The 23,610-nt window shown below is 42.4% G+C and carries 18 protein-coding genes and 2 pseudogenes; 12 read left to right on the plus strand and 8 right to left on the minus strand.

What is annotated here, in order from left to right:
• Window positions 1-14 precede the first annotated feature (14 nt).
• Window positions 15-1,208, minus strand: coding sequence for an MDR family MFS transporter (locus LPKJCM_RS10580; RefSeq protein ID WP_057963276.1), 1,194 nt, complete (start codon window positions 1,206-1,208; stop codon window positions 15-17).
• 192 nt (window positions 1,209-1,400) lie between these two features.
• On the opposite strand from LPKJCM_RS10580, the pseudogene LPKJCM_RS10585 reads away from it, so the two are divergent.
• A pseudogene (locus LPKJCM_RS10585) lies at window positions 1,401-1,827 on the plus strand (OsmC family protein).
• Between the two features lie 357 nt (window positions 1,828-2,184).
• Here the strand turns inward: LPKJCM_RS10585 and LPKJCM_RS10590 are convergent.
• Window positions 2,185-2,679: a C40 family peptidase gene (locus tag LPKJCM_RS10590; RefSeq protein WP_057963275.1), complete on the minus strand. Its 495-nt coding sequence runs from the start codon at window positions 2,677-2,679 to the stop codon at window positions 2,185-2,187.
• Window positions 2,680-2,715: 36 nt separating this feature from the next.
• Entirely contained in the window at window positions 2,716-3,621 is a 906-nt protein-coding gene (locus LPKJCM_RS10595; RefSeq protein WP_057963274.1) for a DUF5776 domain-containing protein, read from the minus strand.
• 407 nt (window positions 3,622-4,028) lie between these two features.
• Between LPKJCM_RS10595 and LPKJCM_RS10600 the strand changes: the two genes are divergently transcribed.
• Both LPKJCM_RS10600 and gnd read left to right on the plus strand, forming a co-directional pair.
• A complete protein-coding gene (locus tag LPKJCM_RS10600; RefSeq protein ID WP_057963273.1) occupies window positions 4,029-6,623 on the plus strand; it encodes a YfhO family protein in 2,595 nt (864 codons plus the stop codon).
• 228 nt (window positions 6,624-6,851) lie between these two features.
• Window positions 6,852-7,754: a phosphogluconate dehydrogenase (NAD(+)-dependent, decarboxylating) gene (gnd, locus tag LPKJCM_RS10605; protein WP_057963272.1), complete on the plus strand. Its 903-nt coding sequence runs from the start codon at window positions 6,852-6,854 to the stop codon at window positions 7,752-7,754.
• Between the two features lie 526 nt (window positions 7,755-8,280).
• Here the strand turns inward: gnd and LPKJCM_RS10610 are convergent.
• Entirely contained in the window at window positions 8,281-9,123 is an 843-nt protein-coding gene (locus tag LPKJCM_RS10610) for an AraC family transcriptional regulator (RefSeq protein WP_057963271.1), read from the minus strand.
• Between the two features lie 151 nt (window positions 9,124-9,274).
• Between LPKJCM_RS10610 and LPKJCM_RS10615 the strand changes: the two genes are divergently transcribed.
• The 7 genes from LPKJCM_RS10615 to LPKJCM_RS10645 all read left to right on the plus strand — a co-directional run bounded on the left by LPKJCM_RS10615 (window position 9,275) and on the right by LPKJCM_RS10645 (window position 16,402).
• Window positions 9,275-9,946 carry an SGNH/GDSL hydrolase family protein gene (locus LPKJCM_RS10615; RefSeq protein WP_057963270.1) on the plus strand — a complete coding sequence of 224 codons (672 nt, stop codon included), beginning with the start codon at window positions 9,275-9,277 and terminating at the stop codon, window positions 9,944-9,946.
• A gap of 507 nt (window positions 9,947-10,453) precedes the next feature.
• Window positions 10,454-11,863, plus strand: coding sequence for an MFS transporter (locus LPKJCM_RS10620; protein WP_225364183.1), 1,410 nt, complete (start codon window positions 10,454-10,456; stop codon window positions 11,861-11,863).
• Between the two features lie 25 nt (window positions 11,864-11,888).
• The gene (locus tag LPKJCM_RS10625; RefSeq protein ID WP_057963269.1) at window positions 11,889-12,257 is read left to right on the plus strand and encodes a hypothetical protein; all 369 of its coding nucleotides are present in this window, start codon (window positions 11,889-11,891) and stop codon (window positions 12,255-12,257) included.
• Between the two features lie 98 nt (window positions 12,258-12,355).
• Window positions 12,356-13,039, plus strand: coding sequence for an SGNH/GDSL hydrolase family protein (locus LPKJCM_RS10630; RefSeq protein ID WP_225364184.1), 684 nt, complete (start codon window positions 12,356-12,358; stop codon window positions 13,037-13,039).
• Between the two features lie 43 nt (window positions 13,040-13,082).
• Window positions 13,083-13,436, plus strand: a complete 354-nt coding sequence (locus tag LPKJCM_RS10635) for a hypothetical protein (protein WP_057963268.1) — start codon at window positions 13,083-13,085, stop codon at window positions 13,434-13,436.
• Window positions 13,437-13,484: 48 nt separating this feature from the next.
• Window positions 13,485-15,536, plus strand: a complete 2,052-nt coding sequence (locus LPKJCM_RS10640; protein ID WP_057963267.1) for a glycosyl hydrolase 115 family protein — start codon at window positions 13,485-13,487, stop codon at window positions 15,534-15,536.
• A 47-nt stretch (window positions 15,537-15,583) separates the two neighbouring features.
• Window positions 15,584-16,402 carry a sialate O-acetylesterase gene (locus LPKJCM_RS10645; protein WP_057963266.1) on the plus strand — a complete coding sequence of 273 codons (819 nt, stop codon included), beginning with the start codon at window positions 15,584-15,586 and terminating at the stop codon, window positions 16,400-16,402.
• Window positions 16,403-16,498: 96 nt separating this feature from the next.
• Here the strand turns inward: LPKJCM_RS10645 and LPKJCM_RS10650 are convergent, their stop codons facing one another.
• The 3 genes from LPKJCM_RS10650 to LPKJCM_RS10660 form a co-directional block, all read right to left on the minus strand.
• The gene (locus LPKJCM_RS10650) at window positions 16,499-17,839 is read right to left on the minus strand and encodes a hypothetical protein (protein WP_057963265.1); all 1,341 of its coding nucleotides are present in this window, start codon (window positions 17,837-17,839) and stop codon (window positions 16,499-16,501) included.
• Between the two features lie 44 nt (window positions 17,840-17,883).
• Window positions 17,884-19,251 carry a PstS family phosphate ABC transporter substrate-binding protein gene (locus tag LPKJCM_RS10655; RefSeq protein ID WP_225364185.1) on the minus strand — a complete coding sequence of 456 codons (1,368 nt, stop codon included), beginning with the start codon at window positions 19,249-19,251 and terminating at the stop codon, window positions 17,884-17,886.
• Window positions 19,252-19,645: 394 nt separating this feature from the next.
• Window positions 19,646-20,308, minus strand: a complete 663-nt coding sequence (locus LPKJCM_RS10660) for a GntR family transcriptional regulator (protein WP_057963264.1) — start codon at window positions 20,306-20,308, stop codon at window positions 19,646-19,648.
• A gap of 209 nt (window positions 20,309-20,517) precedes the next feature.
• Here LPKJCM_RS10660 and LPKJCM_RS10665 point away from each other — a divergent pair.
• Window positions 20,518-22,144 (plus strand): annotated as a pseudogene (locus LPKJCM_RS10665) (mannitol dehydrogenase family protein).
• Window positions 22,145-22,156: 12 nt separating this feature from the next.
• Complete coding sequence (gene uxaC, locus LPKJCM_RS10670) at window positions 22,157-23,428, plus strand: glucuronate isomerase (RefSeq protein WP_225364186.1); 1,272 nt, start codon at window positions 22,157-22,159, stop codon at window positions 23,426-23,428.
• Here uxaC and LPKJCM_RS10675 read toward each other — a convergent pair.
• A partial coding sequence (locus LPKJCM_RS10675) for a transposase (protein WP_165758603.1) occupies window positions 23,425-23,610 on the minus strand: 186 nt, incomplete at its 5' end. The genes uxaC and LPKJCM_RS10675 overlap by 4 nt on opposite strands.

Raw genomic sequence — 23,610 nt, forward strand, 5'->3', positions numbered from 1 at the left:
TATTGGGCAGATTTTCATCGATACATCACCAAACTGTGGTGCAGCGTGTTCCACAGAACAATTAGCCCCACCAGGACTAATAAAACGGCCCCGGTGGCGATGATGAAGAGGGCAGTGTACGAAGACATCTCAATCACCAAACCACCAAACAGCGGACCCAGAGCTCGTCCTGCCGATGCCCAGGATTGGATGAGTCCTTGATAACGTCCTTTGGCTTCAACCGGCGTCAGTGTGTTAACCAATGCTGGAATGGTTGGCAGTGCGGTTGCTTCACCAATCGTCAAAGTGACCATTGCCAGTACAAAAAATGGATAGGTTTTGGCAAAAATTAAGACCACAAACGACAATGACATCAACAAGACACCGAAGAAGACTTCTAGAATCATATTTTCATGGTAACGGGAAATCCAATTAATGATAATTTGACTGACGACGATCACACCACCATTAATGGTCCAAAGGAAACTATAATTTCGTAAGGGAATCCCAATTCCGGTCATGTAGACAGATAGATTGGAAACCCATTGCTGATACATAATCCAAATAATGAATAATGACAGGAAAAAGGCAAACAGCATGATTGCGTTATGCTTTGGTAAATTTTTGGAAGACCAGCTGGTTTTCTCTGTATCAGAAACCTTCTTGCGGGCTTTACTGGCAGCCGGATTGAATTCAAGGATAACAATTAGTAAGAAGCCAATAAACAGAACAGTAGCGACGACAAACATTAACGTGACACTGATACTGTAAATAAACCCAACTAATGACGTCCCAATCACGATCCCCAAGTTCTGGGCAAAGTACAGCATGTTAAAGACGTAGCGGCTGTCTTGAGATCTGATGCTGGTTCCAATCGAGTTGACGACAGCCACGTTCCAGCCGCCGGAAATACCGTTAAAAAATAGGATGATCCCAAATGCCGGCCAGCCATGGAAAAATACCAACAAAATGAGGGTGAACGTCGTTGCGGCAACACCACCAATTAGCAGGTGATAGGGGTTCTTGCGGTCGTACAAGTACCCGCCAAGGTAACTGCCAAGAACGCTGGCAAGTGAGTTGAACAGCAGCACCACACCAATCAGGGTTAGAGAAACGCCCAGTCGATCGTGGAGATAGACACTGGTTAACGGCCAGACAAAGCTCATACCGACACTACTGAACATTGCACCAATGATCAGCCATTTTAGATTCATTTCTTTTGCGGGCATATGGTTAACCTTCTTTCATTCGATTTTTTGCGCCAACGTCCAGTGTATCAAAAATGTGATGGGAATGGGGAAATAATTGCCATAGTAAGCGTTAACAATTGCAAGTGCTGTTTGATGGACTTACCGATTTAAATCACATATCATTAAGTTGTTGAATGAAGTGTTGGATTTGTTAAATAGGAGGAATTATATATGGCTGTTGACGGATCACTTTATCATACTGAAGTTGTTAATGAACATGGATTAGTTGGTGAAAGTTTCGTTCGTGGTAACGAGGGGTTAGCTCTCGGCGTAAGCAGTTCATTGATTGATAGCCCAGGAAGTAAACCCGGAACAATTCATCGGTTTTGCTCTAAGTACCTGCTTTAACGCCACGATTGGGTTAGTTGAGCGTAGTCATAAGATTAAGCCCGACACGATTATCCATACAGCGGTAGACAATGTCAAAGACGATAAGGGCTACAAATTTATCGTTCGCTGTCAGATTTTATTCCACGACCTCGATGACCAACAGGCACAACAAATGGTCGACGAAGCCTTGGACACCTGCCCAGTTGCCAAGTTATTGAAGGCTAATGAGAACGTTACCTTTGAGGTAGTGGATCAGTTTTCATTCTAATACAGAGCGCGACAAGGGCTGGTTGCCCAGGTTTCTAAGAGGACTTTGATTGAAGCCCCTGGTTTTGGGGCTTTAATTAAAGTCCTCTTAGAAGTTAGGGGCAGGCCCTCAGAGCACGTTTTCACTAGAGAAAAGCAAAGCACTTTCTAGCATCAACCACAACCAAACAAAAATGGGCCAAGACATAGCTATTTGTCAGCTATGCCTTGGCCCTTATTGAGTTCCACTGTTATCTAGCCAAAACGTGGAACAATCGGCTGATCCCGGCCATTTAAGCCAAGAAGCGAGCCATTCCAAAAACAGGAATAACTCGCTTCTTGGCTTAAATTCTGGGATCAAAACGCCTTGTGTGCCACTCTAATCATCATAACTTAAAGTAGCTGGGCGTGAAAAGCCAACCACGTGCCACCATGGGGAGTAAACTTTTTCAGTAATCACACCGCGGTTTTGGGAGTCGATCATGGTCCCGTTACCAATGTACATCCCAACGTGTGAGATACTGTGTTTGCTGCCGCCGAAGTATACTAAATCGCCTTTTTTGATGTTACTCTTTGAAACCTTCTTGGTGCCGTTGTATTGTGCCTGGGCAGTTCTCGGAATTGATTTCTTAATGGACTTATTGTAAACGTACTTAGTGAATCCTGAGCAATCAAAGTGAGTTGGGCCAACAGCACCGTAGACATAGCTGGCACCGAGATGCTTCTTGGCAACCTTCAGAACCTTTGAATATGACTGGTCTGAAGAACTTGCGTTAGCGGCATTAGCTGAGGTATAAGCAGATACAGCAAATGCGAACAAGGCTGCGAGTAACAACAAGGGTTTTAAAGCTGATTTAATAATACTGTGTGACAAGATGAGTTCTCCTTTATATTTCGTCGTTGGGTTAAATTAGTCAGTTACGTATGCTTTATTAGCTGTGATGTAATTTCCGTTTGAAAGTTGGAACCGGTAAGCTCCACCATTTGAACGAGTGATTGATTTAACTGAAAGCTTCTTGCCAGCAGTAATCTTTGAAACTCGACTCTTGAAATTGACATCCTGATATTGATAGATATTTTTGGAAGTGGTGATGGCCTTGTCACTTGGAAGTGACGTGAAGTAAGTCGGCTTAGCTGCATCGGCAGACGTTGTTTTGAGCCATGAGTTAACCGTTGAGCTGTTAACCACTTTGCTTAAATCAACGTTGCCACTGATACCACTTAGACGGCCGCTGGAAGTATATTGCCAAAGATCGGTTGAAACATTTGGCTTAGCGGAATAATTCGCAATCCATGAACCATCAAACTTGGAATAGTTGATTTTGTGGACGTTCACGTAGTTTTGATATGAGTAGTACACCAAAGGCTTATTGGTTAACTTTCTCATCTGTGCCAGCCAAGCGTTAACGTATGATTGTTCCGAACCCTTACCTTTTCGATGTTCATTGTCCAAAACGTAGAAACGGGCTTTGGAACTTGATCGTTTGTAAAAGTCTTTGGCTTCTTTTTTGGCATCGGCGACGCTGCTGAATTCTGCGTAACCATATTGGCCAAATGGTACTTTATATTTATATGCGCCGTTAGCGTTAATATCTTTTTGAGTATCAATTCTGAAATCTGCGTCGCCGGTATCACCATGTTGGACCCGGATGATCGCAAATTTTAATTGCTTGGAAGCTTTGCTCCAATTGATGCTTCCCTGATACTGGGAAACGTCAGCAATCTTCGTCTTGGCAGCTGAGGCGTTTGTCGCAAAAGTAAATGCTGCCAGGGCACCCATTAATAGGCCGGCTATTTTTTTGAATTTCAATGTCATGAATAGTCCTCCTCGAAAAACTTACAAGAACTATTATATGAAATGAATGCTACCAACCAGTATCAGGATTGTTTCATAAATGTTAAGAAAAATTTCACACTTTCTTCATATCTGTGTGAGTCGCGTGGGGACGGCAATGGTTGTGGTAATTTATCTTGAAAAAAGATGCTGATTTATCGGATATATTTACCAACCAGGCGACTACACATGATAAATTCACCATAATCGGCTGCTTTGTTACAGGTTAAGGGGGTCAAGTGTAACAAAACACGCCCGTTTTTTAATAGTTCCTAAAATCAATACTTCTAATGAGTGATTTAAGAACTTCAGAAGTTATAATTAAAGATAGATTTAAGTGTCAAATCGATTTTCCGGCGCATCGGAAGTCAAATTTGAGGTGGATGAATATGTTGTCGCAACCTGATCGTCATAACAAACGATCCTTTTATATTTTGGCGGTGCTGATCCCAGTTTTATTGGTCAGTGCCTTATTCGTGGTGATCGGAATTGCACCGTTTGGCAGCCATAACCTGCTGGTGAGTGACTTATCGACGCAATATCTGCAGTTCTTTGCCGAATTAAAACGACAATTGACCCATTTGAGCTTCTCCGGGTATTCCTTTCTCATGTCGATTGGGGACAGCTTGGTGCCGATCTATGCTTACTATTTGTTGAGTCCACTGAATTTGATTATTCTGTTTTTCAACAATGCCCAACTGCCCATTGCGATTGACTTGATTATTTGGATCAAGCTGATTTTATGTTCCATTTCTATGAGTGTTTTCCTGGGCAAAAAGTATCACAATTATGACTTAATGGCGGTCTATGGCGGCCTGGCATACGGCCTATGTGGTTTTGTCGCAATGTACTTTTATGATTTGATGTGGCTCGACGCCCTCATTTGGCTGCCGGTGATGGTCTATGGACTCGAAAAGGGCTATTACCATGGGAAATCAGGGCTTTATGTGATTAGTTTGATGATTATTATTTTCACCAACTTCTACATGGGCTACATCATTTGCATCTTCAACATTCTTTACATGGCGTATTTGCTTAAAAAGAATCAGCCTTATCCACTGCCGTTTTTTCAAAGCTTGAAGGTAAGGCGAAAGCAGATCCGCTGGTTTATTTGGTATTCACTTTTGGCGGGGATGAGTGTTGCCGTGCTTCTGATTCCGACGGCCATTTCGATGATGGCAACCGGCAAGAAAGATTTGTCAGCTGCTAACTTCTTGTTTAAAGGGACGTTCGGCCTCAGTTTTCCAGTTAATCTGGGGGTTGGCGGCAATGATTTTGCTGGGCGCCTGGTTCATAATCCGAGCTTCTTTACCGGCTCGCTGTTTATCATTGGCGTGATTGTGTACTTTTTCTCAAAAATGGTCAGTCAAAGGGATAAGCAGGCTTCGGGCATTTTGATTGGCGGAATTTTTGTTGGAATGTGGTTTCTGCCGTTGAACACCATTTGGCACATGATGCAGCAACCTGCAGGTTTCCCGTTTAGAATGGTTTTCCTATTTAGCTTTGCGATTATTATGGTGACTTATGAGGGCTACCTGCAGGGCACTTTTAGTGACGAGAGACTGTTAATTCGCTCCGCCGTTGGTCTGGGCATTGCCATTTTGATTGGTTATGTCCTTGCTAACCTTGAAGGACGAAAATTGATGGAATTTCGCTTTGATATTCCCCAACTGTCCGTCCGTAATATTATTTTTGGCTTTGTGGTTGGATTCATTTTTCTGACAACCATTACTTTGATTGGTGTCGGTAAGCAGCGCCCGATTAGCCGGATCTTTTTGGGGATTATCTTGGCATTTGAACTAGGTCTGAATTTTATGATTGCGACTGAGGGTGCCCCCCTTGGCAACCAAAGAAACTTTGAACGAACCTACGCCAAATCGGCTCAGTTAATTGGAAGCGTAGAGAAGCGGTATCAATCAAATGACGGGTTCTATCGATTCTTGATTATTGATAAACCATTCCGTGATTTATTTAAGGTTCCCTATAGCGGTTATAATGACTCGTTTTTATATCGCAACCATGGGATCAGTTCCTATAGTTCGACCTTAAATGCCCACACTCATCACGTTTTGGGTGATCTGGGGTTTTCGACCCGAAATATCCGGCGAATTGACATGCTTGGAGGAACGGCAATTACCGACTATTTCTTTGGTCTAAAGTATTACGACGTTTTGGGGGATTACGGCAATCATTTGACGATTCGAAAGCGGACGTCTGGTCTGGGCTTCATGGCAAATCGACAGATTGAACATCTTAAATTGAAACAAAACCACGCTTTTGATAACTTAAACTATTTTGTTCAGGCAACTGCCGGTAATCAGCGCCAATACGTGTTCGCTCCGACGCCAATTAGCAGTGCCAGATTCGTTCATCGTGACTTTTTTGAGTATAAAGTGAAGTTTTGTGCCAATACCACTGGTCCTCACTATTTGTACATTCCCAAGGTGAGGTTAATCAATATTGCATTTTACATTAATGGCCAGAAGCTTTCTAAATTGTACAGTGGGCTGGGGACTGAAATGATTCCGCTGGGGAATATGCAGAAAGGCCAAGTGTTAACATTGACGATTTATTCTCAAAAGGAACTGCATCACGTTGCCGATGATCTTGGTGGGATTGATCTTGCTAAACTCAGACGGGTCGAAGATTATCAGGACAAGCATAAGTTTAAGTTGCAGCGTCCAAGCCAACTTAACGAACATGGCGCTCATTTCAAAGGACACCTGAAGGTCGGTCGTCGAGCTCAAACCCTCGTGTTGACTATTCCGTATGATCAGGGGTGGCAGGCAAAGGTTGACGGCCAACCTCAGGCAATCAAGAAGGTTGCTGGCGGATTAGTCGGTGTTCGATTGACCCCGGGAGAACATCAAGTTGCTTTTAACTATCATATTAGGGGACTATTAGCTGGAATAATAATCACCATTACTGGTCTGTTGGGACTTGTAGTGACCGCGCTGTGGCGACGATTCAAACTGCATATGTAAAATATTTTCAATTGGGTGCCTATCGGTGAATGCGTCTGTTTAAAAATGTTTTCATGTTAAAGCCCAGTATATCAGTACACGGAAAGGGCTTTCATCATATTTTTAAACGAGATTCGACTTTTTTGAAAATAATTATCAATAATGCTTGCGAAAATTCTTTTCAAAATATATAATAAGTTCGTAGACAAGTAACTAACTAATATATAAGACGAAAGAGGTACAATACTTATGCAAATTGGTATGATTGGTCTCGGAAAAATGGGCCTTAACCTGGTTAAGAACATGATCCGTAACGGTAACGAAGTTGTTGCATTTGATTTGGACGAAGCAAACATCAAGTTGGCTCAAGAAGCTGGTGCAACGCCTGCTTCAAGCAACGCTGATCTTGTCAGCAAGTTGGACGCACCCCGCACTGTTTGGATCATGGTTCCAGCAGGCAAGCCCACTGACTCAACTGTTACTGAATTAGTTGGCCTTCTTTCAAAGGGTGATTACCTGATCGATGGTGGTAACTCATTCTATCAAGACTCAATTCGCCATGGTAAGATTGCTGAAGACAAAGACATTAACTTCTTCGATTGTGGTACTTCAGGTGGTAAGAACGGTGCCCTTAATGGTGGTAACTTCATGATTGGCGGTACCAGTGCTGAAGCATTTGAACACATCAAGCCATTATTCGAAGGAATTTCACAAAAGGATGGTTACCTTTACACTGGTAAGCCAGGTTCAGGTCACTACTTGAAGATGGTTCATAACGGTATCGAATACGGGATGATGGAAGCCATCGGTGAAGGCTACGACGTCTTGGACCACAGCCCATATGACTACGACAACGAAGCCGTTGCTAAAGTTTGGGTTAACGGATCAGTTATCCGTGGCTGGCTCATGGAATTGGCACAAGAAGCATTTGCCAACGATGCTAACCTGGACCAAATTTCAGGTAAGATGTTCTCATCAGGTGAAGGTAAGTGGACTGTTCAAGAAGCCCTCAAGCAAGGCATCCCAGTTCCAGTTATCACCGATTCATTGTTCGCACGTAACCGTTCAATGGAACAAGATACATTCACAGGTAAAGTCGTATCAGCATTGCGTCACGGATTCGGTGGCCATGCGATGGATATGAAAAAGTAAGAGTGCTCTTCAAGCCGGTTAGCTTTTGAGCATTAACGGAATAACGGGTAGTAATGTGCGGGTTGTGCACGTTACTACCCGTTATTCCGTTAAGCGGAGAAAGCTGGCTTGAATAGCACGTTTCCGCTAGATAATAGTAGTACCACAGGCCTGGTGCGTAAGTAGAGAGTGGGTATTGATGGACGTATTTTGTTCATTAATACCCACTCTCTACTTACGTGTTAAGGCTCAGGGTCATCGGAACGTGTTTCTGCTAGGTAATATTGAAAATACTAGTGTATAAGGAGAGAAGGTCAATGATCAACTTGTTCATCGTTGGCCTTTTCTTCTTATACGTTAGGGGTTGGGCTGCAGGCGCACGTTTCCACTAGGTAGTAGTAAAACAAGAATAACGGGTAGTAATGTGCGGGTTGTGCACATTGCTACCCGTTATTTGGTTAAGCGGAGATCACAAGAGGAGTATTTGCAGGAAGCCAAATGTTTCGATGTGTTGTTGGCAGACGTTTTCAGAATAGAGAATTCGAGTTTATTTTCGATACTTCTTTTTATACTTTCCGGGCGAAATCCCGACAATAGTGTTGAATGTTCGAATAAAGTTGCTGTAATGTCTGAATCCGGACTTTTCACACACCAGCGTTACACTCTTACCGCTGCGCAAAAGTTGTTTTGCAAGTTCAATGCGTTTTTCAACGACATATCGGTGAATTGACAAGCCAGTGTACTTTTTAAATGTGCGGTCGAGGTAATTTGGGTTCATAAAAAATTGATCGGCAAATGCAGCCAAGCTTAGATTGTTAGCTAAGTTCTCGTCTATAAAAGATGTTACTTCTTCCAAAAATGGTGGCATCACATTTTTGGGCTGATTTTTAATAGGTCGAACTTTATTTGCAAGTAGCAAAATTTGGGACAGCAGGATTCTTGTTTTGACGTCATCACCATACTCATTCTTGTCCAATGTCGGAATAAGCTGGTCACAAAAACCAATATAATCGTCAATAAAGTCCTGAGTTGGATTAAGAATATTCACGTCTTCAGATTTATTAGTTTTAAAACAATCAAGCAAATTAGTGTTTGGAGTTGATAGTTCATTAATCAAACTGACTTTGATGTTCAGAAAAATTCGTTCATAAGGATCTGCATTTTTTGTTACCACGCGGTGCCAGACACCATTTGGAATTGCAATCAGATAACCTGGCTTTATGGGAAATGCTTTGTGGGGGGTATAGAACGTGACATCACCTGAAATGAACAGGATTAGTTCAATATGGTCAGTGTGCTGATGAAAGGGGCTGTCGTGATGACGGCTCCGGTTGTGTGAACAGACAACATCTGTTGGGAGAGTTCCATCTAAGGGTAAATCTATGATCATATATGTTACCTGCCTTTTTGCAATCTTTTTGTCAAATTAAGCAAAGAATATGCGTTATTAAGCGTTTACAATTGCCATTGTACAGGACTTTTGCTGATAAGTAAATGTAATATGCTAGTTATCAGTGGTTAATAAAAGAGGAGATGCAACATTGTTAGACCACAACTATTTTGAAGGTAAGACTATCAATTGCTTTGGGGACTCAACAACTTGGGGTGATGACAGTACAGGAGGCGGCGGGAATACGATTTCATGGACCGCACATTTACAGGATCTGATTCCATTCAAGACAGTAAATAATTATGGGAAGAAAGGTTCCCGCATTGCTCAGTGCCAGGAGCGTGATGATAGCTTTGTTGAGCGATACTCAGACATGGACGATAAAGCGGATTACATTGTTGTGTTTGGTGGCGTTAACGATTTCGTGAATAATGTTCCGCTTGGAAGCATTCAAGAATCGGATCCACATACTTTTCTTGGGGCTCTCAACGTGATCATCAATGGATTAAATAATCGTTATCCGACTGCCACCCTAATATTTATGACTGCGACGAAGACATCATTTGCACATTCTACAGAGCCATATCCAAACTCCTTTGAAAAGAATCAAGCTGGTAACACTCAGAGTGAGTATACCGCCGCAATGATTGAAATATGTCATCATTTCAGTATCCCAGTGATTGATTTATTCAACGTAAGCGGTATATCACCATTTTTGGCTAATAGTGAGCGCTACATGCCAGACGGTACCCACTATAGTCCCATCGGGTATGAAAAATTAGCCCATCGAATCGTTGGTGAGCTGATAAGATATCTTATCTAAGCCACGGCTTTATGATTTTAGCAATATTAATCAGCTCTGATATATCACCTTTGTTTTTGCAATATTTATGTCAAAATATGCAAAGAATGTGTCTTATAAAGCGTTTACAATTTTAGTTGTAATAAAAGTTCAAATGGTGAGCGATTGATGTGGCCAGTTTTAGCAATTATTATTTCGATCTTAGAATCCTAGGCTCTACGGATCATTGGACACTTCAGCGCGAAGCATTCGGTAGGTGGGTATGCAGATATCTAGCTGAATTTTTTTACAACGGATTGTAAACGGATACACAATTTTATGTAATTATAGGAGGTTACATGATGGATAATCAAAAACAAGTCGTCCACGACGGTTGGGATGAATATGCCAACAAACGGATTTATAAGAGTCGTGGTAAAATTGGAATTTTTCGCTCAATTGGATTTGGCGCTTTTTCGTTCTTTAGTATTTCGATGCAGGGATTAGTTGCTGCCTGGCTGATATTCTTTTTACACAACATTTTGTGGATTGACTGCTGGACAAGGTGCAACCATTTTCCTGATTGGCCGGGTTGCAGATGCAATTGTATCACTGGTTATGGGAAACATTTCTGATAATGTTTACAAATATAAGATTGGTCGGATGTTTGGCCGCCGACACCTATTCATTTTGATCGCCGCACCATCAGTATTAATTGCGATCACAATGTGGGTTGCCGGAATGAATTTCTGGTATTATCTCATTTCTTATCTGATTGTGACTGTTTTAATGTCAACCTTACAAATTCCTTGGGAAACTTTACCCAATGAAATGACTAAGAATTTCAACGAGCGGACCAAAATGTCAACCAGTCGAATGGTTATTGCCGGATTAGGCAACATGCTGACACAGTTTGTTCCTGCATTTTTGTTTAAGTACTTCCCAAAGACTTCTCCAGAACCATATATTTTGATGCAAGCAATCTTCTCAGTTGTGACATTCTTCTTGATTTTGATCACTTATCACTCAACTTGGGAGCACTTTGTTACCAAGAGTGAAGCAAAGAAGCTTGAAGCCGAAGCACTTGCTGAAAATAATGGGCAGAAGCCAAACCTTAAATCTGAATTAAAGAACTATTTCTCAACCTTCAGAATTAAAACTTTCCGCCTTCACATGGGGATTTACTTGAGTTCTTACTTTGCTGCTCAGCTATTTACGACTGTGTTTGTTTACTATATAGTTTATGTTCTTGGTAAAACAACCGCTACATCTGGCTTCTTACAATCACTGAGTATTGTATCGATTCCTGTCACGATTATTGCTGGATTTGCCATTACTAAGTTTAGCTATCGAGCCCTTGATCTGTTTGGATTTTCATTAATCTTAATTAGTGCAATTGATTGGGGATTCGTCGCTTACGTTCGTCCAGCAGGTGAAATGGCCTGGTTAATTGTAGGGATGGTCTTTTACGAAATTGGTTTGTACATTCTGTACTTTGCCCCATGGAACGCATTCCCATTCATTCCTGATCTGGATACGTTGGTTACCGGTAAGAACCGTGCTGGATTGTTTGCTTCAGTTATGACATTCATTAATCAAATTAGTGTCGGAATTGCTGGGGTTGTTGCTGGGTATCTGTTAGACTTCGCTCACTTCCGTCAATCAACTAGTGGAGCAGTTACCCAACCACAAAGTGCCATTAATATGATTACGTTTATTGTTTCCGGCGGTGTCGGTATTATGATTATTTTGGCAATGTTCTTTGTCAGCCGATTCCATTTAAGCAAAAAAACTTTCAAGATTCTTGCTGCTGAATTAGTTCGCTTGCAAAAGGGCGGCAGCATGAAGGATGTTGATCCGCATACAAAGGCCGTTTGTGAAGATTTGACCGGGGTTAAGTATGATTCAATTGAATTCTGGAAAAAGAATGATTTACCTGACAATAACTCCAAAATGTAATGTTTAATTGAAAGGAGATCTCGATATGGCCGATAAAGACAATTCCAATTGGAAAGAAGCTTTGAAGTCAACGGAAGCATTTAATGACTTTATTACTAGTTACTTTAAAGATCATAAGGAATTAACTGGATCCTATGACATTCCATCGTACTATGAACACTACACGGTGCATCTAGATAGTCATGATGGAATCGTGATTACGCTGGTAACTGGTGTTAATGAAGTTCGCGGGAATGCGACTTCTACGCTGCCTTTTAAGCAAAAGGAAGTAATGAGTATTGAAGATTTCAGAAATCTGATTCTTCATAAGAAATTTGCTGATCAGAACATGTCATTGGCTGATGTTTTCCAGACAGTTGCCGGTGTGCCTGATTCTGATGATCACAAAGAATAAACTGAATAATCGTTAAGCTGCAAGGCGACTAGTGCAAGGCATGTACCTTGGGTGGTCGTCTTGTGTTGCTTCGAAGAACATCAATGGAGGAAATAACCTTGACAGAAAATGTACTTTCTGGAAAATTATTGTTTGCGTTTGGTACCAGTGTGGTTAATGGGCATTTAGCCGAAACAAGTTTTGTTGAAGATATTTGCAAAGCTAACAAAATGTCGTACAAAAAGTTTTGCATCAATGGCGCCGCTTCTCGGATAACTGATCCTAACAACATCATTGACCAGATCAAGAAAGCACCGGAGGCTCACCCAGACTTTGTTGTATTTGATTCAATTGCCAATGACGCCTATGCAACTGTAACTGATGATCCATCCGTGATGGGACAGGCCACTTATGGATATCAAGACCAATTAGACCCCAGAACATACTGCGGTGCTTTAGAGACTATTTGTAAAATGTTAGAAACAAAGTATCAGGGTGCAAAGTTGCTATATGTTGCAACTCACAAAACTCCGGCTAGGGATTTGCGGGTCCAAAACATTATGCACGACGTTTCGGTTAAAATTGTTCACAAGTGGTCAATTAAGGTTGCCGACTTATACAACGAGGGTAACCTGAACGGATTTCTACCACAATATCAGCATGATTATTCATATGATAAAGTTGATGCTCACGGTGGCAATCATTCGGTTGGCGGAACGGGCACTCATCCCAACGCTGATGGTTACCGACTGTTCTACGATCCAATCATTACCCAAAGTCTCGTTTCATTAGCGACTCGATAACCTTCTAAGTCACATAACGTCAATATAGAAAGAAGCTGGATTAATGACAGAAGTAAATGACGACTGGAAGGATGCACTAAAATCCCCAGACACATTTCGGAATTTCATTATTAAGTATTTTACGCAGCATGACGAATTAACAGGCTCTTACGATATTCCATCGTATTACGAGCATTATGTTGCCAAGCTGGACAAGAATGACAATATCGTGATTACTTTGATAACGGGGCTGAACCAAGCAACGGGTAACGCAAGTGTCCCACTGCCCTCCAAGGAAAAGGAACGGATGTCCATTGAGGACTTTCGGACGTTAATTTTAAACAAAAAGTTTGCCGATCAGAATATGTCATTGGCGGATGTCTTCCAAATAGTCGCAGGGGTTCCTAGTAATGACTGAGGACAATTAAGGAAACACTGATCACTGACCTAAGAAAGGAAGAAAACATTGTCTAATAAAGAATTTACAATCTCACAAGGAACACAAGTTGTTGCCCAGGATTTCCGAAATTCGGTATTAAAGTATGCCTGCGAAATCCTTCAACGTGATATCAAAAAAGTGACGAGTGAAAAAGATACCGATAACGAGATCTATTTAACCGTTGATCCTAAAGCACCGGTTGAAGGCGATGATTTTCAAATCTCTCTAACAGCGCCTGACAAAGTTACGGTTTCATCGAAGACTTCACTTGGTGTGATGTACGGTGCCTTGGCGATTTCTAGGAATGTTTTGAAGATTGATGATTTTTGGTACTGGATGAATACAGTATCAGCGGTTGAAAAAAACGTTAAGTGGACCAACTTTGACATGCACCTGCAGAACTATCAGACAGAATATCGTGGTTGGTTCGTGAATGATGAGTTACTTATTCGTGGCTGGAAGGATCATGATTCTCAACGATACGTTTGGCAAAGAGTTTTCGAGACGGCTTTACGGGCCGGATGTAATGTGATTGTTCCTGGTACTGACGTTCAGTCACAAACTAACCGTGTGCCGGCTAAAGAGTTTGGCTTGACGATTGCCCAGCACCACGCGGAACCACTTGGTGCCAAGATGTTTGCCCGTGAATATCCAGAATTGGAAGCATCGTTTTTAAAGTATCCTGATTTGTTTAGAAAATTTTGGCATGATGCGATCATCGAACAAAAAGGCACACCAACAATTTACAGCCTGGGATTCCGTGGCCAAGGTGACAAACCGTTTTGGGAAGATGATACCAGCAGAAAATGGGATGACCAGGCAATTGCCGACGTTGTTAATGGCGTTATCAAAGAACAATATGACATGATTAAAGAATTGGATCCCGGAGCTCCAATGGCGCTGAACGTTTATGGCGAATTAGCCGGCCTTTATAAAAAGGGGTTGGTTGATGTCCCTGATGACCTCATTGAAATCTGGGCTGATAGTGGTTATGGCAAGATGGTATCCCGAAGACAAGGTCTGGATAATCCGCGTTCGCCATTATTGGATATCCCAAATCCACACCATCGCAAGCGTGGCCTATATTACCACGTTGCCTTTCACGATTTGCAAGCCTCAAACTTCTTGGGATTACTTTCTAACAGCCCAGAATTTGTGTCATCTGAATTAATGAAGGCTAGAAGCAAGGGACTGGATACCCTTGAATTAGTTAATACTGGAAACATCAAGCCACATATCCTTTATCTCAGAGAAGTCGCCAAAACCTGGATTAAAGGCTATAAAGCTCGGACTAACGACAAGATCCTGAACGATTACGTCAATAACTATTATTCCGAGCATCAACAAGAAATTATTTCCTTGTATGAGGACTACTGGAAGTCAGTTGTCCAGTACGGAACCCATGCCGATGAAACTGCCGGTGATGAGCTTTCACCATTTATTATCAGACGAATCATCAAAACCTGGTTAAGCGGCAAGAATAAAATGGCCGACGCAGGTTGGATCGTTGGTAACGATTCACTAGCTGACGGCGTCAAGAAGATTGACGGGATGATCACGTCAAAGCTTCCCGACTGGGCGGAATTAGTGTTAAATTTTAAAAAATTAATGTTGAATTTGAACGAGCAGGATGCTAAAACCCTTTATGGGGACCTATATTTGATTACGCTCTATCAAGCAGACGGCCTTAAGACACTTCATCTCGTTATTCAAGCTTATGAATTATCAATGGTAGCCAAGAAGGATGACGATTATTTGAAGCCGTTCCTGCTTGCCGATGAAGCCTATCATACGATGGACGACATTAATGTTGCTCAAAGCCATCACAAGTCAACCAAATGGTACGACTTCTATAAGAATGATGGTTATGATGATATGCCACTTACGGCGATCAAGTTACGATTCCTGCGTCATTACTTAAGAACCCTTGGCGATACTGCCGATGAGGATGACTGGGAACGACGTTTTATCAAGGCACCTGGTGAAGCTCGAGTGATGACACTTTGGACAACTGTGCGGGCCTTATCTGACGATGACCTTGCAAAGAAGTTACGAGAAAGACTAATTGACAAATTATAACCCGTTTCATTGATGTTAACGGGCTAACGATCGGAAGGGAGAAAGAAATGGAAACGAACCGAAAACCACTAACAATTATTTCAGCTGGGCAATCAAATATTGATGGGCGAGTTCCAATTGCGGAACTGCCGAAGCCGTTATCACTACCGTTGACTAACTGCCACTACTGCAGTAACTACACGCCAAATCATGAAGCGGGCGTATTCCAAGACTCAATTAAAGTCAGCGATTTGTCAGATAACCGCTGGGGGTTTGATTTAGTCACACACTATTGTTTAACGCAACTAGCTCATTACGATTTATACGTCATGAAGTGTACTGAAGGTGGAACATCAGTTGCCGTAACAGGCGAGGGCGGTCACCAAGGGTACAATCATTGGACCACGGAAATCGATCGGCTGAAGAGTCCGAGCAATTCGCTGCTGCTCCAATTCAAACAAATTCTTGACGCTTGCATGAAAAATCAGGAACAAGGATTAGATGTTGATGCAATGCTCTGGCATCAAGGCGAGGGTGATCGGGCATCATTTTCAGAAGAAGCCGCTTATCATTACTATGAGAACTTAAAGGCTGTTTTTAAAGCTTGCCGAGGGTTTGTCAACAAGCCGGATCTGCCAATCTTCTGTGGGACCGTCAGCCACAATTCCGAACAGTACGACGCCAAGGTAGAAGCCGGACTGTTAAAGATTGCCAAAGAGGATGCCAATGTACATGTGATCGATATGCAGAAAGGAACGCTGCTAGACCAGTTCCACTTTGATCCGAAATCCAGTGTTTATTTTGGTAGGGCAATTTATAACGCAATGATTGACACACATGTAATTGATGCCGAAAAGCTTGATATTGGCGGTTATCGTGTCTATTGAGATTATTTTGTGTCATGATGATGTCCTAAACGACTTTTTAGCGGTGTTTAAACAAGCGTCCAGATCAAATTCTGGGCGCTTGTTTTGAGTATTATTCTATTCTAAATACTGATCATACCAACTGGCTGACCGATTCAAATAAGTCATCATCTCAGCATCAGCATTCGCACCCGTGAGTGTGGCAATCGTCTGCGGATTGCCATCGGTTTTGGGATGAGCAACAGTGCCAGACAATGGATGGATTGTGACTTTCACGTCACCGTTCTTTTGAAAATCGAAGCTGAGACCAAATTTAGGATTCCAGTTGTTGTTCTCGTATTTGTATTGGGTGAAACCATTGGGGGTAACATATCGATAATCAGTCGATTGTGAAGTATCAATCAAATTCCTTAATTTCTGCTCATGGCCGCCAATACTGACAAATTGATACGAGGGTGCCACATACCAGATATCGTCGCGCAAAGTCGGCTGATTGTTGGAAATGCTAATGATATTTTTGGTCGTCACATAGCGTAATCGATCCCGACAATCAACTAATGACAGGTCGTGATTAGGACCATAACCGTTGCCGTATACCTTGGTGATAGGACCTTCCTCCATGTTCGAGGTGGATTGGGCGGTTGGATCTTCAAAGTCGTAGGTTCGAGAGCCGAAGACCGTTGTGACTGTCTTGGCATCGCTATAGGTTTTGATCGGCTTTGCTCGATTTGGCAGCTTGGAGAGTTGGAGAACTGGATAGAATGAATTAACGTCCATCCAATAATGATAAGGATATGTTTCAATCATCGGTAATTCAACAGCTTTGCCGCTGGTATATAGTTTCATCATTGAAATGCGGACACCCCTGGTAACCCGATTTTCAATCATCTTTGGGACATTCGAATTCTTCTTTTTAAGGAAATTGATGACTTGCTTTTGCTGACTGGTGGTTGGCACCTTGAGGTATGGCTTCATTGAAGTTGCATTCATGACGCCAAATATCCGGCCGGTTTGACCAATGTCTCCGGAAGTGGACCAGTCCTTCTTATTGTACGGCGTACTTGACATTAATACATGCTTGGTTGGGTAGCGATAGCCGCCGCCTTTGATGTAAGATCCGGGAACCAGACTGCCGTGCCAGACGTAGCCGCTAATCTTGTGATTGGCACTTCGGACGTAGTAGTAACTGCCATAGTAGTCACTGGTGCGGATTGTCACTCGTTTAGTGGCGTAGAGATTGGTATGCGGGTAATTTTTAAGATTGGCAATCTTTTTGGTGTAACGGGCATTCCAGACGTACACGGACTTCCTGGTATTGGTTAAAAATGAAGTTTTCTTAAAAGCTTTGTTCGTTCTGATTGTGGTTTTGGCACTTGCTGTGGGTGCTGACTGGATTGAAATGATCGATGCTGTCAGCAAAGATGCAGCTACAACGGCTAGTGTGAATTTGTGCGTCATTGCGATTGTCCCCCTCATTTTGTTCATTGGCTATATTTTATCACTCACTTGAGCCCCACATAACCGGTTCGGTTGATCAAGGCCTGGCCATCATTAGTTGTCAACCAGTTGATAAGTCGCTCTGAATTTTTGGAAGGATGGGTACCGGTGATTGCGTAGAAATGAGCAGTCAAAGGATACTTGTCATTGCGGATATTAGCGGCCGTTGGGGAAACACCATTAATTTTGAGTAGTTTCACTTGCTTGTTGTGCATCATTTGGGTCGCAAAGAATCTGAATGAATAGCCAATGGCGTTAGTTCGGTTATTGTAGCCGGCAACCCCGTCAATGACACCATCCATGACATCGAATTCCTGGTAGCGCAGTGGCTTGGCCATTTGCTTATTAGCCATAACCATCTGTTCCATGGCAGTCTGACTACCGGATCCTTCTGGTCTTTGGAATGGCTGAATAGCGGCAAATTTGCCACCTACGCTTGACCAGAAGATGGTTTGACGTTGATAAATCGATTGAATTTGCTTGAGTGAAAGATTATCGACAGGATTATGTTGATTGACAAAGAACACGAATGCCTCAGAACCAATTTTGGTGAGCTTTAAATGAACATGATGTTGTTTGGCTGCTCTAAATTGGGCAGCTGAAGGCTTGGCCATGAAAATGACGTCAGATTGCTTCTTCAACAAGCTATTAAACGCTTTAGGTGTTGAATCTACTTTGACCAGCTGTGATCCTTGTCTCGCCGACACGCCAGTATACAATGTTTGCGCGACAGCCGAATACATGGGGTAAAGGGCAGTCGCACCATTTAAGCGCGGAAACTTCGATTGTATTTGAAGCGTTGTTGGATGATTTAATGTCGCAAGGGCCTTGCGGTTTTTGAATGGTTGATACTTTGCTAAGTTTAATGAACTAGTCCCAGATGTATCCGTGTATTTTAAATTGTTAGCAAAATTTTGGTATAGCGGCAACAGGCTAACCAAAAAGATAACAATGAAACCGCCAACTTGGATACGGTGCAACTTTGGCAGGTGATGCGTTTGCCACTGATATGTAAGGATGCCAAGCACCGCAGACCAGAACGTCCCAACGAACATCCAGCCTAAATGATGATAGAACAGTCCAACCGCAACCGCGACTGCCGAAAAATTATATGGAAAGATAAATGCTGGATAATAAATCGCGGTATCTAAATAGCTATAGTGAGCGGCCGCTAAAATGATGGTGAGTGAACCAAAGTAATAGATAAAAGCGACTAACACAGCCCAGATTTGATCCCGGTAATTAGAAAATTGATTTTTTCGGTTATATCGATACCAATAGATAGCGTTGAGCAGAAAGGCTGGTAGCAGTGCCCAGCCTGACCAAAAGATGCCATAAACCCCGGTAGAACCAACGATGAGTGGCGAAAGCAAAAGTGCTCTGATTAACAGCCACCAATGCGTTTTTCGATATTTTTTAATAGATTTAGTGATAATAGTTTCCCCCTTATATATGTATATTCTTATTATAGGATTCATGGGGGAGTTAAACAAATTGACGAAAAAATCAGAGAAAATCTTTTCTAAGATTGTCACTGATTTGATCGGTGAGGAGTTGTGATGGGACTCACAGGTTTATTCTGGTTTTGAGTGATGTTTCGATGGCTCAGACTCAATTGGTCAAAAAGAATCAGATCATTAATGAACAAGATGCATTCATCATGGTCTGATTCTTTTTGGCTTTTGGGCAGGTAATTTTGGGGTCGTGCTTTGTGGTTTTGAATGTTATTTTGCTGAAACGTGGAAACTAACCGCTTGATTTTCCACTCTAATTTTTAAAATAATCCGGATAAGCATCGACAACCTTCTGCTTCTCCAGCAGCATTAAATGCAGATGTTGAGTAACTAAAAAGCTCAAGTCGTCAACATCTTTGTTCTTGACTGCATCAAAAATAGCATTGTGCTGGTTGGTCAGCGTGTCCCAATCCAGTTCGGTTTCTTTCAATCTTAAGCGGCGGAACCGGTTGAGTTGGGTGTTGTTAATCTGCAGCCAGTTCCATACCGTATCCTTGTTCACGACTTTATAGAAGGCGTGGTGGAATTCCTGGTCCAAGTCAAAGAAATTATCGGGTTCGTTTTTTAAAGCAGTTTGTTTTTGCTCATCCAAGTTTTTCTGAATCGTCGTCACGTCATCATCGGAAATATTGACAGCGGCGTCGACCATGATCTTGGGTTCGATGCAGCTACGAACGAAGCGGGCATTTTTGGCATCTGCCATATCAATTTTGGTGATATAGGTGCCGCTCTGAGGTATTACTTCGATCAAACCTTCACGTTCGATTCGGATAATGGCTTCCCGGACAGGGGTCCGACCAAGGTTAAGTTCTTGGGAAATCAGCTTTTCGGAAATCTTCTGTCCTGGAATGTAGTCAAAGTGGATGATTCGATATTTTATTTCATTGTAAGCGTCGCTGCGCATATTATCCAACATAATAAGTCTCCTTTAGATACCATAATATTAGCATAGTTTGGTGAAAAAGTTAACGAAGATCGTTGAAAAAACTGGGGTATTGGCAATCTGATATATCAGAATATAATAAAACCGAAAGCGCATTCAACAGACTGGTGTATTAGTTATCATTTGAATCAGTTGTTCGCTTTACGTTTAGCTCACGCAACGGAATACAGGAGGCTTCATTAATGGTAAAAATTACTGACGATTACCTGAATAATAAACAAGCATTTACTGACGCAGGGATTAAAGTTCCAACCTACGATATTAATCAAAAAACAGGTGCGACCAAATGGGTTCATTTTGGTGGTGGTAATCTCTTCCGGGCTTTCCATGCAGCAATCGCTGATCGGCTGCTTGAATCAGGCGATCTCGATTCTGGAATTGTGGTTGCTGAAACCCACGATAAGGATGTCGTTAACGACGCTTAAAAAAATTCAACGATCGGATCTTAAGGGTTGTTACCCATGAAGATGGGAATTTCGAAAAAGAATTATTTGCCTCAGTTGCCGACGCATTGTTTTTTGACCAAAGCAATCCAGAGGGCTGGAGTCGACGGTTCAAGACTTTTGAAAATCCTGCCTTGCAGCTTGCAACCTTCTCAATTACTGAAAAAGGCTACAACCTTTGGGACAGTCAAGGAAACTTACTGCCCGCTATTCAAGATGATATTAAGAATGGTCCCGAGGCACCTAAAAATAATATGGCTTCATTGACAGCCCTGATGTTTGCCCGTTTTAAGGCAGGTAAATACCCAATGGCATTGTTAAGCACTGACAACTTTTCTCAAAACGGTGAAAAACTGCAAAAGAGTGTTCTGACAATTGCTGAAGGTTGGGAGAAGAATGGGACTGTTCCGGCAGACTTTGTTGACTATTTAAAGGATGATCACAAAGTCAGCTTCCCACTTTCGATGATTGATCGCATCACGCCTAATCCATCGGATGCTGTATCAGATAAGCTCAAGGCAGACGGATTTGATGATTACCAGATTTTCCATACCCCGGGACACACCAACATTGCCGCTTTCACCAATACTGAAGAAGTTCATTACCTGGTGATTGAAGATGACTTTCCAAATGGCCGACCGCATTGGATAAAGCCAGCGGGGTTACCTTAACTGATCGCGACACCGTTAATGATGCCGACGAAATGAAGGTAACGACTTGCCTGAATCCACTGCATACTGCGTTGGCAGTTAATGGCAGTCTGCTTGGCTTCAATTCAATTGCCAAAGAAGTCAGCGATCCGGACATGTTCAACTTAATCAAACAAATTGGTTACGTTGAAGGCTTGCCTGTCGTGAAGGATCCTAAGGTGATTAATCCAAAGACGTTCATCGATCAATTGGTGAACAAGCGCCTGCCTAATCCATACATTCCTGATATGCCACAGCGAATCGCTTCAGATACATCACAGAAGTTATCGGTTCGATACGGTGTGACCATTCAGCATTACATTGATGACCCCAAACGTGATCCGAAAGATTTACACTTCATCCCACTTGTTCTGGCCACTTGGTGCCGTTATCTGATGGCAATTGATGATCAGGGCAAGCCGTTTGAACCAAGCCGTGACCCAATGTTATCAGAACTGCAGCCTCAGGTTTCTGACATTAAGCTTGGTGAAAAGACGGATGTTCACGCCCATTTGAAAGATATCTTGTCCAACAAGAAGATCTTTGGCCATGACTTGTACGAAATTGGTTTGGGAGAAGTTGTTGAAGATTACTTTGCCTCACAGATTACGGGTGTTGGCGCGGTTCGGAAGACACTTGAAGCCACACTTACAAAATACGCTAAAAAAATTGACTAAGGAGCTTAAAATATGTCATTACTCGATGACGATTTCTTATTAACAACCCCGATGGCAAAGAAATTGTTCCATGATCACGCTGAAAAAATGCCGATCATTGATTTCCATTGTCATTTGGATCCCAAAGAAATCTATGAAAACAAGAATTATCAAAATATTTCTAGAATTTGGATTAATGAAGGTAGTTTTGGTGACCATTACAAATGGCGCTTGATGCGTGCCAACGGGGTTCCCGAAAACTTGATTACTGGTGACGGTGACGATTACCAAAAGTTTCTCGCTTGGGCGGGAACCATCGAAAAAGCCCTTGGCAACCCACTGTTTGAGTGGACTCACTTGGAACTTCGCCGATTCTTTGGCATTAACGATGTTTTTAATACCAAGACCGCATCCGCCATTTGGGAAAAGGCCAATCAGCTCTTGGCAACGGATGACTTTAAGCCACGCAACCTGATTAAGCGTTCCAACGTTCAGGTTGTCTGCACAACCGATGACCCGGCTTCTGATTTGAAGTATCACAAGTTGCTTAAGGAAGACGAAGCTGAGAATGGTTTCAAGGTATTACCAGCAATGCGGCCAGACAAGGCATTCAACTTGACTGCTGACAGTTATGGCGACTATCTTGATCAATTGGCAAAAGTTTCAGGTAAGAAGATTACGTCATTTAAGAGTCTGGTTGGCGCCCTCCGTCAGCGCTTTGAGTACTTTGAAAGCCTGGGCGGCCGCCTTTCTGATCACGGTTTGAACTTCTTCCACTTTGTTAAAGCATCAGATGATGAAATGAACGAGATCATCGACAAGGCGCGCAACAATCAGAAGTTGACCAAGACTGAAATTGACCAGTATCAGACGATGTTGGTTGAAGCCTTGATGCACTTGAATAAAGAATTTAACTGGACCATGCAGTTCCACATGAACGTCATCCGAAATGCCAACAAACCAATGCTCAAGGATTTCGGTACTGACGGTGGCTTTGACTCAATGGGAACTCAGCCTGACTTGGCTCAAGAATTCATGAAATTACTCATGGATGCTCAAGAACAAGATCAGATTCCAAAGATGATCATCTATTCATTGAATCCAAATGACTGGATGCAATTAGCAACGGGTATGGGTGACTTCCAACAAGACGGTGTCCAAAAGCTTCAATTAGGTGCTGCCTGGTGGTTCAACGATACCTTTGACGGTATGAAGCGGCAGCTGACAATTATGGCTAAACAAAGCTTGCTGCCTAACTTTGTTGGGATGCTGACTGATTCACGAAGTTTCTTAGAAGCTGTCTAAAATCTCTTAAGTAATAGTGCTAAAAACGCTAAAACGACCATTTGCAGACTGGTGGTTAATTGACGCTCACAATTTTTCCAAAGTCGCCGACAATTCTCTAGCCAACTAAAAGATCGTTCGACTACCCAACGTTGGGGCATGACTTCGAATCGATGCAACTCATTGCGCTTCGCAACCTGCAC

It is taken from the genome of Lentilactobacillus parakefiri (genome assembly GCF_002157585.1).
GTDB lineage: Bacteria > Bacillota > Bacilli > Lactobacillales > Lactobacillaceae > Lentilactobacillus > Lentilactobacillus parakefiri.

What these genes read in the sequence shown, in the direction of transcription:
- uxaC (WP_225364186.1), top strand. Translation starts at nt 22,157, where the DNA reads ATGTCATTACTCGATGACGATTTCTTATTAACAACCCCGATGGCAAAG.
- LPKJCM_RS10635 (WP_057963268.1), top strand. Translation starts at nt 13,083, where the DNA reads ATGACAGAAGTAAATGACGACTGGAAGGATGCACTAAAATCCCCAGAC.
- LPKJCM_RS10600 (WP_057963273.1), top strand. Translation starts at nt 4,029, where the DNA reads ATGTTGTCGCAACCTGATCGTCATAACAAACGATCCTTTTATATTTTG.
- LPKJCM_RS10645 (WP_057963266.1), top strand. Translation starts at nt 15,584, where the DNA reads ATGGAAACGAACCGAAAACCACTAACAATTATTTCAGCTGGGCAATCA.
- LPKJCM_RS10610 (WP_057963271.1), bottom strand. Translation starts at nt 9,123, where the DNA reads ATGATCATAGATTTACCCTTAGATGGAACTCTCCCAACAGATGTTGTC.
- LPKJCM_RS10595 (WP_057963274.1), bottom strand. Translation starts at nt 3,621, where the DNA reads ATGACATTGAAATTCAAAAAAATAGCCGGCCTATTAATGGGTGCCCTG.
- LPKJCM_RS10650 (WP_057963265.1), bottom strand. Translation starts at nt 17,839, where the DNA reads ATGACGCACAAATTCACACTAGCCGTTGTAGCTGCATCTTTGCTGACA.
- LPKJCM_RS10580 (WP_057963276.1), bottom strand. Translation starts at nt 1,208, where the DNA reads ATGCCCGCAAAAGAAATGAATCTAAAATGGCTGATCATTGGTGCAATG.
- LPKJCM_RS10625 (WP_057963269.1), top strand. Translation starts at nt 11,889, where the DNA reads ATGGCCGATAAAGACAATTCCAATTGGAAAGAAGCTTTGAAGTCAACG.
- gnd (WP_057963272.1), top strand. Translation starts at nt 6,852, where the DNA reads ATGCAAATTGGTATGATTGGTCTCGGAAAAATGGGCCTTAACCTGGTT.
- LPKJCM_RS10660 (WP_057963264.1), bottom strand. Translation starts at nt 20,308, where the DNA reads ATGTTGGATAATATGCGCAGCGACGCTTACAATGAAATAAAATATCGA.